Genomic DNA, 12,533 nt, shown 5'->3' with positions numbered 1-12,533 from the left:
CCCGATCGCGAAGATCCCGGACTTCTTCCTGTTCCTCGCGGTCGTCGACCGCCTTCGCCACGGCCGGACCGGGTCCCAGTGCCCCGGAATCCAGGCATCCAGTCCTCTGGGCTATGGGGCTCTGGGGCTCTAGAGCCGCACCTGCCATGCGGCCGAGGACCGCAGGGTGCGGGCGATCTCCGGGTCGCGCACCGACGGCGTACGGTCCTCGGCCGTGGCGGTCAGCCGGTGCGTGCGCAGGTCGAGCGGCCACAGTTCGCCGACGTGGACCTCGGTGCGGCCCGCGAGCCACTTCTGCTCCCGGCCGTCCAGGTACCAGCGGACCACCGGCTGCCGCCCGTCCGGGCCGGTCAGCCGGGGTACGGAGACCTTCGCGGCGTCGCGCAGCCGCAGCGGGCGCGCCGTGGGGGTGAGCGGGGTGACCAGGTGCGCGTAGCGGTAGAAGCCCGCGATCATCGCCTCGGTGCCGGGCAGGCTGAACGGTTTGCCCAGGACCCGCATGATCGACCCGTCGGTGGGCCGGTACAGGCCGGTGACGAAGTAGCCGCCGCCCTCGTACGCGCCGACCTGGCCGCCGTCGGGTGACGGGGCGCCGAGCCAGCGGTACCACTTGGCGCGCTGGGCGCCCATCGCGGCGGCGGTGAGGGTGGAACTGTTGGACTCGGCGGGTTCGGCGCCGGTGTAGTGCTCGTACTCCGGGACCCCGGGGTAGAAGTATTCGTCGGCCAGCTTGCCCAGCGAGTGGCCGGTCTCGTGGATGGCGACCTGCCCGGACTTCGGGTGGCCCGCCGAGGCGGTGGATATGCCCGCGTAGCCGAGGGTGGCGCTGGGCTCGTTGTAGCCCGCCCCGCCGTACTTGGCGCTGTTGGCCAGGACGATCACCAGGTCGGCCGCGGGCGCCTTCGCCACGTACCCGTCCACCTTGGGCTGGTCCACACAGAGCAGCCGTTCGATCTCCTCGCACCAGAAGTACGAGCCGAGGGCGGTGTCGCGGACCGCGGCCGGATCGGGGTCGCCGGACACCCCGGACTCACGGGAGACGGCGTCTACCGTCCATACGTTGAAGAGGTTCTGGTACGTCGCGTACGGCTCGATGGCGGCCAGTTCGGCCCACTTCGCCTTGGCGTCGGCGTGGAACCGGTCCAGCTCGGCCGCCGTGTAGCCGTCGCCGACGACGACGACGTCGAGGCGGTCGGCGACCGGCCCGTTGCGGATCATCTCGGTGACCGCTCCGTCGGCGGTGCGTTCGGCCTCGGAGAGCCCCAGCGAGGGCTTCGCCCGGCCCGCGGACGGGACCCGCACCGATCCGGAGCCGGCGTCGCCGCCGCGCTCCGGGCCGGGGATCTCGACGGGTACCCGGGCCCCGGCCGCCGCGGCGACCGGGTGGGCGGCCGGGCCCGGGGCGGCGCTCGCTCCCGCGGGAGCGGCGGCCAGCAGTGCGGCGGCGGCGCAGACCGCCGCGACGGCCCCGCGCAGGGCCGTCGGGCGGAGGACTGATCGCATGAAGTGGCCCCCAGGGAAGGAAAGTTAAGCAGCCGGTTAAACGCAGTGAATCGGTTGCTTAAATTAGGGGGCGCACAGGGCGTGCGCAATGGTCCGGACGACTCAATACTGTTCATCGTCGGGGACGTTGGCGGAACCAGGGAGCACTGATGGACGGACCGGCGGACGAATTGGCAGACGAACGGGCAGACGGCTCTGCGGACACAGCCGCGGACGCACCGGCCGCGATCGGCCGCAGGGTGCGCCGACTGCGAGCCGAACGCGGGCTGACCCAGAAGCAGTTGGCCGATCCCCTGTACAGCGCGGCCTACGTCTCCACACTGGAGTCGGGCAAGGTACGGCCGTCGGGCCCCGCGCTGCGCTTCCTCGCCGAACGCCTCGGCGTCTCCTACGAGGAGCTGGCCACCGGTCAGCCCGCGCACCTGGCCACCGAACTGCGGCTCGCCCTGACCGACGCCGGGCGGACGCTCGCCACCGGACCGGCCGACGAGGCCGCGGAGCACTACCGGCGGATCCTGGCCGAGGCGGAGCGGCTCGGGCTCGCCGACGTGCGGGCCGAGGCCCTCCTGGGCCTGGGTGAATGCGCCCTGGAGTCGGGAGAACTACCGGAGGCGGTGGCGCACTTCGAGGCCGCGGAGCGGCTCCTGGAGGGCGAACCGCTGCCCCGCCGGGCCCGGCCGATCCGGGGCCGGGCCGTCGCCCTGCTGCTCGCCGGTGAGCTGCGCTACGCCTGCTACCTCCTGGAGTCCGCCATCGACGAGCTGAACGCGAGCGGACTGGCCGACCCCGAGGCGCTGGTACTGCTCTACTCCGCCGTCATCGGCCCGTACCTCGACATGGGCGCGCAGACCCGGGCGGCGCACGCGGCCGAACTCGCCCTGTCGCTGGCGCCCCGGGTGGCCGATCCGGCGCTGGTCGCGGGCATGCACCGGCAGGTGGCCCGGACGCTGCTCGCCGGGGGGCGCCCGGCGGACGCCGATGCCTCACTGGCCAAGGCGCAGGCCGTCTACCGGCAGCTGCGCCTGGGCACCGACCTGGCGCACTGCCACTGGATGCGGGGGTACGTACTGGCGCAGGACGGCGAACTACTGGCGGCCGAGGCCGAGTTGCGGACAGCCCGGGAGATGCTGGCCGCGCGCCGGGCCGTGCTCTACACCGCGCAGGTCGAGGTGGAGCTGGCCGATGTGCTGCGCCGCCTCGGACGGGCCGGGGAGGCGGCCGAGCTGCTGTCGGAGCTGCTGGAACTCGGGGACCGGCACGGCGCCGTGCACGCGGGCGGGGCCCACCGGCTGCTGGGGCTCATCGCGGAGGAGCGCGGGGACGCCGGGTCCGCCGAGGAGCACTACGTACGGGCGCTGGCCCTGCTGGAGCGCAGCGGGGCGACGGGCGACCTCGCCGACCTGTGCCGCCTGCTGGGCGATCTGCTGCGGCGCACCGGGCGGACGGAGGCGGCGCTGGACGCGTACCGCACGGGGCTGGGCCATCGCGCGGCCCCCGGCACCACCACGCTGGGTCCGGCTCCCGCCCTGCCGCCGTCCCCGGCCCTTCACGGCCACCGCCCGCCCCGATCGGGGGCGGGCGGTGCTCCGGCGGGTCAGCCGCTGGAGCCGCGCTCCCACCGGTAGAAGCGCTGGGCCATCGCGTCCTTCGGGCCGCGCCAGGTGTCCGGGTCGTGCGGGCTGATGTACCGGGCGAGGCTGTCGCTGAGGGACACGAACTCGGGGTGTCCGGTGACCTCGGCGATGGCCGGACCCGGCGGGGAGTCGGACTCGATCAGGTGGAGGTAGACCTCGCCGAACTGGAAGAGGCTGCGGCGCTTGACCCCGACCAGGTGGGGCAGTTCGCCCGCGTCCGAGGCCGCGAAGAGGTCGGCGATGTCGGGGGCCGAACCGGGAGCCATACGGGCCACGATGAGCGCTTGGTGCATGGGAGGGGAGGGACCTTTCTGCGCGGGCGGCGGGACAGGACCCGACGGAGCGGGACAGGAATCGACGGGGCAGGAGGCGACCGGGCAGGACGCGAGGGGCAGGACGGGCCGGAGCGGTGCGGGGCCGCGCGGCGCGGGCGGCGCGGCGCGGCGCCGACATCAGGCGACCGGGACCCGGTTCTTGCGGCCGTGCTCCTCGATCTTGTCGCGGATCAGCTCCATCTGGACGCGGGAGTTGTGGTTGATCCGCTCGGTCATGCCCGCGTCGTCGATCGGGGCGTCCGGCTTCATCGCGAAGTCCTGGACCCAGCGCATCCGGGTGCCGCCGGGGACCGGGGCGTACTCCCAGTGGATGTTCATGTGCGCGAACGGGCCGGTCTCGACGCGGCGGGCCCGGACGGTGAGGCCGTCGCGGTCGACGGTGCGTTCCGAGACCCAGCTCCACACCACGCCGTTCTCGTCGGGGTGCATCGCGAGGCGGAACTTGGTGGTGTCGCCGCTCTGGTCGAGGATCTCGATGGAGGCGTACTCGCTGAACAGGCCCGGCCAGTTGGGGAGGTCGTTGGTCATCTCCCAGACGAGGTCCACGGGGGCCTTGACGGTGATCTCGTTGTCGGTGTGGCCAGCCATGTCAGGCTCCCATCATCAGGCTGTTGTTGACCAGGTCCAGGAACTCGGCCGGGCTCTTGCAGCGGTCGGCGTCGGTCGGCAGGGCGCGGCCCCGCCGGTTCTCCAGTTCACCGACGACGCCGAGCAGTCCCAGCGAGTCGAGGCCGTAGTCGTCGAACTGCGCGTCGGGACGGCTCGCCAGCTCCTTCGGGTCGACGGTGATTCCGGCGGTCTTCATGAGGGCCGCCAGTTCTTCCATGGTGAGTCGTTCGGACATGGTGCCTGCCTTTCTCTGCGGGGTACGGCCGTGGCCGCGGGCTACGCGCGCCGCGGACCGCGGATGACGAGTGCGGAGTTGGAGCCCATCCGGCCCCGGCTCAGCACGAGGGCGGTGCGCAGCTCCGCGGAGCGGGCGCCGCCGGTGACCACGGCCAGGTCGTGGCACACGTCGAAGACGTTCGGGGTGGGCGGCAGGACGCCGTGTTCCAGGGCGAGGACGGCTGCGGCGACGTCCAGGGTCCCGGCCGCGCAGTAGGCGCGCCCGGTACCGGATTTGGGGGCGGTGACCGCGACCTCGCGCCCGTGCGCGCCGAGCGCCTCGTGCAGGGCGCGGGCCTCGGCCGCGTCCGCCTGCGGGGTGCCGATGGCGTCCGCGAAGACCACGTCGATCTCCTCGGGGGCGCATCCCGCGTCCGCGAGGGCGCCGCGGATCGCGTGGGCGAGGCCTTCGCCGGACTCCTCCCACCGGCCGGGACCGGTGAAGGTCGCGGCGTGCCCGGCGATCAGGGCGCGTACGGGCGCCCCGCGCCGCAGGGCCGCTTCCTCGTCCTCGAGGACGAACATGGCGCCGCCCTCGGCCGGGACGAATCCACAGGCCTTGTCGGTGAAGGGCCGGTACGCCCGCTCGGGGTCGTCGCTGGTGCTGAGCCCCTCGTACCCGAGCTGGCAGACCACCGAGTACGGGGCGAGCGGCGCCTCGGTGGCTCCGGCGAGCATGGCCCGGCTGCCCTGGCGGATGGCCCGGGCGGCGTGCGCGAAGGCGTCCAGTCCGCCCGCCTCGTCGCTGGCCAGGACCCCGCAGGGGCCCTTGAACCCGCGCCGGATGGAGACCTGGCCGGTGCTGGCCGCGTAGAACCAGGCGATGGACTGGTACGGCCCCACGTAGCGGGGTCCGCGGCCCCAGAGCCGTTGCAGTTCGCGCTGTCCGAACTCGCCGCCGCCCGATCCGGCGGCCGTGACCACGCCCACCGAGTAGGGGTCGTCCTCGTAGTCCGCGCGGCCGAGCCGGGCGTGTTCCATGGCGAGGTCGGCGGCGGCCAGGGCGTAGTGGCTGAACCGGTCGGTCTGGACGAGGAAGCGTTCCTCGATGAGGGTGCCGGGGTCGAAGCCCCGCACCTCGCCCGCGATGCGCAGGGGGAGGTGCTCGCAGCCCTGGCGGGTGATGCGGTCGACGACGCTGTCGCCCGCCTGGGTCGCCTTCCAGAAGGCGTCGGCGCCGATCCCGTTGGGCGCGATGACACCGATGCCCGTGACGGCGACCGCCGCGGGGGCCTCCGTACGGCCGGTGGCACTGCTCCGTGCGTTCACGCGCGTACCTCCTTCGGCTGGGACATGACCACGGCGGACTGGAAGCCGCCGAACCCGCTGCCGACGGAGAGCACGCTGCGCAGGGGGTGGTCCCGTGCGGTGCGCGGTACGTAGTCCAGGTCGCACTCGGGGTCGGGGGTCTCGTAGTTGGCGGTGGGCGGGACGACCTGGTGACGCAACGCCAGCACGCAGGCGGCGAGTTCGATGGCTCCGATGGCGCCGAGGGAGTGGCCGACCATGGACTTGATGGAGCTCATCGGTGTCTTGTAGGCGTGGTCGCCCAGGACCCTTTTGACCGCGGCGGTCTCGTGGCGGTCGTTCTGTTTGGTGCCCGAGCCGTGCGCGTTGACGTAGTCGACGGCGTCGGCCGGGATCCTGGCCTGGTCGAGGGCAGTCTCGATGGACCGGGCCATCTCCAGGCCCTCGGTGGTCAGCCCGGTCATGTGGTGGGCGTTGCCGAAGGTGGCGTACCCGCCGATCTCGCAGTAGACGGTGGCGCCGCGGGCCCGGGCGTGTTCCAGCTCTTCCAGGACCAGGACGGCGCCGCCCTCGCCGAGGACGAATCCGTCGCGGTGGGCGTCGAAGGGGCGCGAGGCGTGGGCGGGGTCGTCGTTGTTCGCCGAGGTGGCCTTGATCGCGTCGAAGCAGGCGACGGTGATCGGGGACACGGGTGAGTCCGAGGCTCCGGCGATGCAGACGTCCATCCGTCCCTCCTGGATGGAGTGGACGGCGTACCCGATGGCGTCGAGTCCGGACGTGCAGCCGGTGGACACGGTCTGGACGGGTCCGCGGGCGCCCGTCTGTTCCGCCACGGCCGAGGCCAGGGTGGCGGGGGTGAACGCCCGGTGCAGGAAGGGGGAGGCGAGCCGCTCGTCCACGTCCCACCATTCGCCCCGCTGGCTGACGGCGACGTAGTCGTGCTCCAGGCGGGTGGTGCCGCCGACCGCCGTGCCGAGGGAGACGCCGGTTCGCCAGGCGCTGTCGGTGGTGAGGTCGAGGCCCGCGTCGGCCACCGCCTCCTTGGCGGCGACCAGGGCGAACTGGATGTACCGGTCCGCCCGGGCCGCCGCGTCCTCGTCGAGCCCGTGCGCGGCGGGGTCGAAGTCGACCTCGGCGGCGATCCGGGACCGGAACCCGGCCGGATCGAAGAGGGTGATGCCACGGGTCGCCGTACGGCCGTTGGAGAGGAGGTCCCAGAAGGCGGCGGCACCGATGCCGCCGGGCGCGACGACGCCGACTCCGGTGACGGCCACCCGCCGGCGGGTCACGACACCACTCCCGTGCGGTCCGGCGGGCGCTCCCATTCGGCGGCCTTGGTGTGCGGCGCTTCCTCGGTGTCCACGTGGCCGAGTTCGGGCCGCGGGGCGAGCGGGCCCAGGTGGAAGACCATCCGGGCCTCGGTGTCCCCGACGTTGCGGAAGCGGTGGCGGACGTTGAGGGGGACGAGCAGCCCCTGGTCGGTGCGCAGCGGATGGGCCTCGCCGTCGAGGTCCACCTCCAGGTACCCGGCCACGACGTACACGAACTCCTCCGAGTACGGGTGGTAGTGCTCGGCGATGGATTCACCCGGGCCCATGATCGCCAGGCCCATGAAGCCGCTGGTGCAGCCCACCGAGGTAGGGGTGAGCACGGCGCGCAGATCGCCGCCGCGACGGGTGTTGGGCTGCGTCTCGCTCAGGTCGACGATGTGTGGGCGATGTCTGGTCATGGCTGACTTCCTCCGGGCGGAGACGGAGCCTGGGCGAGGCTGGCGTGGCTGGGGCGGGAACGCGGGTGGTGCGGGTGGTGCTGGGCCTGCGGGTGGTGCGGGGCCATACGGGTGGTGCTGGAGTGGTGCGGCCGGATCAGGACCGGGCGGGAGCGCGCCGGTCCGTGATCGGGTTCATGGGGTGGGGCGCGGCCGGGTCCTGCCCGGCCGGCCGGGCGAGCAGCCGTTCCAGCACCGCCGCCTGGCGGGGGCCCTCGATGCCGAAGGCCGCCGGGGGGCGGGCGTCGCGCGGGCCGCTCACGTCAAGGAGGCGGACGACGATGTCGTCGCGCTGGAAGATGCTGCTGCTGCGCACGGGCCCGTCGGGCCGCCGCGCGGCGGCCTCGTCCTGGCGGGAGAGGAAGCGGGCGACGGCGGGACCGCAGCCGGGCTTGGCCGGGTAGAAGAGCGCGTGCCGGTGGACCTCGCCCGCGTCCGCGACGGTTTCGGGGGCGGCGATGTGGTGGACCGCCGGGAGGCCCGCCCGCATGAAGAACATCCGGGCCGATTCGGGGTCGGCGAGGTCCCGGTCCTGTTCCAGGTAGGGGTTGATGGCCTCTTCCACGGCGCGGACCTCGGGCTGTTCGGACACGTGCCGCAGCGCCGCCATGAGGTCGCCCTCGACCTCGACGGTACGGACCACACGGTTCCCGTGCATGAAGAGGGAGGTGCGGCAGAGCCGGGTGTGGTCGTCGACCCGGGACGCCGGGGAGGCGTAGGAGGACAGGATCGCGGCGACCTCGCCCTCGCTGCCGGGCTTGACCGTGAAGGTGAGGCCGTGGCGGACGATGCCCGCGCCGAGCCGGGGCGAAGGCTGGAGCCGGGCCCGTACCGAGGGGGCGGCGGGGGCGTCGTAGCGCCTGCCGGTCTCGCGCAGGACCGTGAACTTGAGGGGGCGCATGGAGCGGGCGCAGGCACCCAGCGGGCGGACCTGCTCGGCGTGCTCCTCGCTGTTGACCCAGGCCAGGTACTGCGGGGCGCTCTCCCACTCGCTGGTGATGAGCCATTGGGAGGGGTTCTCGAAGGACTGGCACAGCTGGTCGCCGAGATGTCCGGGTACGGACGCGATGTCGTGACGCAGCTTTTCGTACGCCTCGAAGAACCGCTGCTGGGTCCCCTCGTGGAGGTCCATCAGGAGGACGACTCGGAGCATCGAGCCGTCGAAGGCGGACTGTGACACCCGTTCGGCCAGGGTGTTGGTCATCTGCTCACTCCTTCGTGAGGGCGTCGAGGCCATCGCGTTCGGTGCGGAGGTGGGTGGTGCTGCCCCTCATGGTCATCCGGACCCGGACGGATCGCTACATCTCACAATCAAGCGGGTGACAAGCGACGACTCGCCCGGACCTGATGGACGATCGGGGGCATAAGCCGCATAAGGAGTTCGCTCCCCCCGCACCGACTCGCACAGAAATCAGGAGCCCGTAGCCAATGGAAGAGAACGCCGACGTCCGCGTACCTGTCCTCGTGGTGGGCGGCTCCCTCGTGGGCCTGTCCACCTCGCTGTTCCTGAGCCGCCACGGCATCAGGCACATGCTGGTCGAGAAGCACGCCGGTACGTCCGACCACCCGCGCGGCCGCGGCATCAACGCCCGGACGATGGAGCTGTTCCGCACCGCCGGAGCGGAGCCAGCGATCCGCCGGGCCGCTTCCGCGCTGGAGAACAACAACGGCATCCTCCAGACGGAGTCACTCACCGGAGACCAGCACCACTGGCTGGTCAAGGCCATCGACCCGTCCGGGGCCCTGGCCCGGTTCAGCCCGACCGGCTGGTGCCTGTGCAGCCAGAACAACATCGAGCCGGAACTGGCCGCGCAGAGCCGCGCGCAGGGCGCCGACGTGCGGTTCGCCACCGAACTGATGAGCTTCGACCAGGACGAGACCGGGGTGAACGCCCTGGTCAAGGACCGCGACACCGGGGAGCACATCCGGGTCCGCGCCGACTTCCTGATCGCGGCGGACGGCCCGCGCAGCCCGGTCCGGGAGGCCCTGAGGATCCCCCAGACGGGTGGCGGCGAGCTGTTCCACAACGTCAGCATCACCTTCCGCTCCGAGCGGCTGACCGACGTGCTGGGCGATCTGCGCTTCATCGTCTGCTACCTGATCCGCCCGGGGGCGGACGGGGCGCTGCTGCCGGTGGACAACGAGTCCCAGTGGGTCTTCCACGCGCCGTGGCACCCCGACCAGGGCGAGACCCTGGAGGACTTCACCGAGGAGCGGTGCGTACGTCAGATCCGCGAGGCGATCGGCGTCCCGGACCTGGACGTGGAGATCGGCGGGAAGGCCCCCTGGCACGCGGCCGAACGGGTGGCGACCCGCTACTCCACCGGCCGGGTGTTCCTCGCCGGGGACGCCGCCCACGAGATGTGCCCGACGGGCGCCTTCGGTTCCAACACCGGCATCCAGGACGCGCACAACCTCGCGTGGAAGATCGCTGCGGTGCTCGGGGGCTCGGCGGGCATCGAGCTGCTGGACACCTACGAGGCCGAACGGCTCCCGGTCGCCCGGGCCACCAGCGAGCGGGCCTCGGCGCGCTCGGCGGAGCACGCCCACCCCGGGTACGCTCCGCCGCCCACCATGGGCGGCGGCCCCAAGAGCGGGGTGCTGCCGACCGCGATGGGGTACTGCTACCCGACCGGCGCGGTCGTGGGCGGCGACCCGGAGCGCCCGATCATCCCGGACGGACTGCGCCTGAAGGGTGACGTGGGAACCCGGGCCCCGCACCTGTGGCTGACCAGGGCCGGGCAGCGGATCTCCACGCTCGACCTGTTCGAGCGGTCCTTCGTGCTGCTCAGCGCGCCGGGCACGCCGTGGGCCGCGGCGGCCGGGGAGGTGTCCCGGCGGACGGGTGCGCGACTGGACGCCTACACGGTCGGATCCGCGGCGTCGGGGGCCGATCTGGTCCAGGGCGACGACGCGGACTGGGCCGCGGAGCACGAGCTGCCCGCCGACGGGGCCGTGCTGGTGCGCCCCGACGGATTCGTGGCCTGGCGCTCGGACGACGCCGGATCCGCTCCGGCGGGCGACCCGGCGGCGGTGCTGCTCGACGTGCTGTCGACGGTGCTCCGCCGCTCCTGAGGTACCGGCCGCCCCGGGACCCGGGGCGGCCGCGCCGTCAGCAGGCCCAGCACCCCGCCCAGCATCCGTGGCCCCGCGGCCCCGGACCCCTGTGGCGGGGTGCCCGGGTGGGCCGGGTGGATCCGCGCGCCGCACGCGTGGCGTGCGAGGCGCGGCCCACGAGGCAGGCGACCACGACCGCGATCGCGGCCAGCTCCTCGGGCTCGGCGACGCCGCGGTGGACCCGCAGCAGGTTCCGCAGGGGCACTTCTGGTGCCGGTACTTCAGATGTCGGTCCTTGTGGTGCCGGTACTTCTGGTGCCGGTACTTCTGGTGCCGGTACTGATGCCGGCACGTCGGATATCGGTGCGTCCGATATCGGTGCGTCAGGCTGCATCGACAGGGCCTCTCATCAGGAGAGTTCACCGCGCGGGCCTGCTGGCCCGGATGCTGACGACGCTACGATCACGGTGCGGCCCTGTCGTGTCGGGCGGCCCTGTCCACACCCATCCGTGCGACGGACGGCTTACGGACCGGCGAGTTCCCGCACCGTGGCCACGTCGCTGAACGGGAGCAGCCGGTCGCCGATGATCTGGTGCGGCTCGCTGCCCTTGCCCGCGATCAGGACGGTGTCCTCGGGACCGGCGGCCGACAGGGCGAAGGCCACGGCCGCGCGGCGGTCGGCGAACCGCTCGAACGGCGTACCGGTCCGCACGAGCCCCGGAGCGATCTGGTCCATGATCCCCTCGGGGTCCTCGTTGCGCGGGTTGTCCGAGGTGAGGACGCACAGGTCGGAGTGGGTGCCCGCGATCCGCCCCATCTCGGCGCGCTTGGTGGCGTCCCGGTCCCCGCCGCAGCCGAAGACGGTGATCACCCGGCCCCGGGCGAATCCGCGGATGGCGGTCAGCACCTTGTCGAGGGAGTCCGGGGAGTGCGCGTAGTCCACGATCACCGAGGTGCCGCCCGGGGTCCGTACACGTTCGAACCGGCCGGGAACGGGCGGCATCACGGCCAGCGCCGCCACCAGACCGGGCAGCGGATGGCCCAGGACGTGGCAGGCCGCCACGGTGGCCAGCGCGTTGGAGACCGAGAACCGGCCGGGAACGGGGATCGACGCCGGATACCGCTGTCCGTCGTGGAGCAGGACGAACCGGGTGCCGGAGGCATCCATCACCAGGTCCACCGCGCGGTAGTCCGCCCCGGTGTCCAAGGCGTACGTGGTCACCGCGTCCGGCATCAGTTTGCGGATGCCCTCGCCCACGGGGTCGTCGGCGTTGACCACCGCGTGCCGGCAAAGCCCCTGGAACAGACGGAGTTTGGCGTCCCGGTAGTTCGCCATTGTTCCGTGGTCGTCGAGGTGGTCCTGCGTCAGGTTGGTGAACACCCCGACATCGACGAACGTACGGTCGACCCGGTAGGTCAACAGGGCCATCGAGGTGGCCTCGAGCACCGCACTGGTCGTCCCGCGGTCGCGCATGCATCCCAACAGGTACTGCAGATCCGGTGATTCGGGTGTGGTCAGCACCGTGCGCGGCATCGGGATCAGCTCGTCGCCGATGCGGCTGCCCGCCGTGCCGATGACGCCCACCTTCGCGCCCTCGGCGATCCGCAGGACCGACTCGACCATGTAGGAGACGGAGGTCTTCCCGTTGGTGCCCGTGATGGCCACCACGTCCATCTGCCGCCCCGGCTCGCCGAAGTAGCGGGAGGCGACGACCGCGGCCGCCTTGCGCGTGTCCGCGACCCGCACGACACACCCTCCCGGGGCCGGGGCGTCCGGCGCACCCGCCTCGACGAGGACCGCCGCGGCGCCGCGCGCCAGCGCCGGGCCCACGGCGTCAGGACCGCCTTCGACATGGCCGGGGACCGCGACGAACAGGGAACCGGGGGTCACCCGGTCGACATCGAAGGTGGGGCCCGCGGTGATCACCACGGCCTGCGGGTCGCCGCGGAGAACCTCGTGGTCGTGCTCTGCCAACAGCTCGCTGAGCTTCATGGTGGTCCCTTCGAAGTGGCACGGCGCCCGTGGTGCGGCAGCGGCCAGGCGGCAGCCCCGGCGGTGCGCCGGAGGCTGCGGTGAATGCGGTGAATGCGGTGCGCGGATGG

At 72.8% G+C, this 12,533-nt stretch carries 12 protein-coding genes; 2 read left to right on the top strand and 10 right to left on the bottom strand.

Going from position 1 to position 12,533, the window contains the following annotated elements; all coding sequences use genetic code 11:
* Positions 1–129: 129 nt before the first annotated feature.
* Complete coding sequence (locus QMF80_RS04300; RefSeq protein ID WP_283449547.1) at positions 130–1,503, bottom strand: M64 family metallopeptidase; 1,374 nt, start codon at positions 1,501–1,503, stop codon at positions 130–132.
* A gap of 149 nt (positions 1,504–1,652) precedes the next feature.
* On the opposite strand from QMF80_RS04300, the gene QMF80_RS04295 reads away from it, so the two are divergent.
* Positions 1,653–3,128, top strand: a complete 1,476-nt coding sequence (locus tag QMF80_RS04295; RefSeq protein WP_283449546.1) for a helix-turn-helix domain-containing protein — start codon at positions 1,653–1,655, stop codon at positions 3,126–3,128.
* On the opposite strand, the gene QMF80_RS04290 is transcribed toward QMF80_RS04295, so the two are convergent.
* From QMF80_RS04290 to QMF80_RS04260, 7 genes are all read right to left on the bottom strand, one after another.
* Positions 3,098–3,430 (bottom strand): TcmI family type II polyketide cyclase, encoded by a 333-nt coding sequence (locus tag QMF80_RS04290; protein WP_283449545.1) that lies wholly within the window; start codon positions 3,428–3,430, stop codon positions 3,098–3,100. The two genes, QMF80_RS04295 and QMF80_RS04290, sit on opposite strands and share 31 nt — an antisense overlap.
* A 159-nt stretch (positions 3,431–3,589) precedes the next feature.
* A complete protein-coding gene (locus QMF80_RS04285) occupies positions 3,590–4,060 on the bottom strand; it encodes an SRPBCC family protein (protein ID WP_283449544.1) in 471 nt (156 codons plus the stop codon).
* A gap of 1 nt (position 4,061) precedes the next feature.
* Entirely contained in the window at positions 4,062–4,316 is a 255-nt protein-coding gene (locus tag QMF80_RS04280; protein ID WP_283449543.1) for an acyl carrier protein, read from the bottom strand.
* Between the two features lie 41 nt (positions 4,317–4,357).
* Positions 4,358–5,626, bottom strand: coding sequence for a ketosynthase chain-length factor (locus tag QMF80_RS04275; RefSeq protein WP_283449542.1), 1,269 nt, complete (start codon positions 5,624–5,626; stop codon positions 4,358–4,360).
* Positions 5,623–6,930: a beta-ketoacyl-[acyl-carrier-protein] synthase family protein gene (locus QMF80_RS04270; protein WP_283449541.1), complete on the bottom strand. Its 1,308-nt coding sequence runs from the start codon at positions 6,928–6,930 to the stop codon at positions 5,623–5,625. Before QMF80_RS04270 ends, QMF80_RS04275 begins: the two co-directional genes overlap by 4 nt.
* On the bottom strand, positions 6,891–7,334 hold the full coding sequence (locus QMF80_RS04265) for a cupin domain-containing protein (protein ID WP_283449540.1): 444 nt from the start codon (positions 7,332–7,334) through the stop codon (positions 6,891–6,893). The genes QMF80_RS04270 and QMF80_RS04265 overlap by 40 nt, the downstream gene beginning before the upstream one ends.
* Before the next feature lie 136 nt (positions 7,335–7,470).
* Positions 7,471–8,577 carry a SchA/CurD-like domain-containing protein gene (locus QMF80_RS04260; RefSeq protein WP_283449539.1) on the bottom strand — a complete coding sequence of 369 codons (1,107 nt, stop codon included), beginning with the start codon at positions 8,575–8,577 and terminating at the stop codon, positions 7,471–7,473.
* Positions 8,578–8,801: 224 nt separating this feature from the next.
* Between QMF80_RS04260 and QMF80_RS04255 the strand changes: the two genes are divergently transcribed.
* Complete coding sequence (locus tag QMF80_RS04255) at positions 8,802–10,448, top strand: FAD-dependent oxidoreductase (RefSeq protein ID WP_283449538.1); 1,647 nt, start codon at positions 8,802–8,804, stop codon at positions 10,446–10,448.
* Positions 10,449–10,485: 37 nt separating this feature from the next.
* Here the strand turns inward: QMF80_RS04255 and QMF80_RS38225 are convergent, their stop codons facing one another.
* Together QMF80_RS38225 and QMF80_RS04250 are read right to left on the bottom strand one after the other, a co-directional pair.
* Positions 10,486–10,824: an acyl-CoA carboxylase epsilon subunit gene (locus tag QMF80_RS38225; protein ID WP_502962759.1), complete on the bottom strand. Its 339-nt coding sequence runs from the start codon at positions 10,822–10,824 to the stop codon at positions 10,486–10,488.
* 129 nt (positions 10,825–10,953) lie between these two features.
* Entirely contained in the window at positions 10,954–12,423 is a 1,470-nt protein-coding gene (locus QMF80_RS04250) for a UDP-N-acetylmuramoyl-L-alanyl-D-glutamate--2,6-diaminopimelate ligase (RefSeq protein ID WP_283449537.1), read from the bottom strand.
* Between the last annotated feature and the right edge of the window lie 110 nt (positions 12,424–12,533).

The sequence above is a fragment of the Streptomyces sp. G-G2 genome, from assembly GCF_030063135.1.
GTDB lineage: Bacteria > Actinomycetota > Actinomycetes > Streptomycetales > Streptomycetaceae > Streptomyces.
Note: the sequence above shows the minus strand (reverse complement) of the source record. Positions and strands in the feature narration are given on the sequence as shown.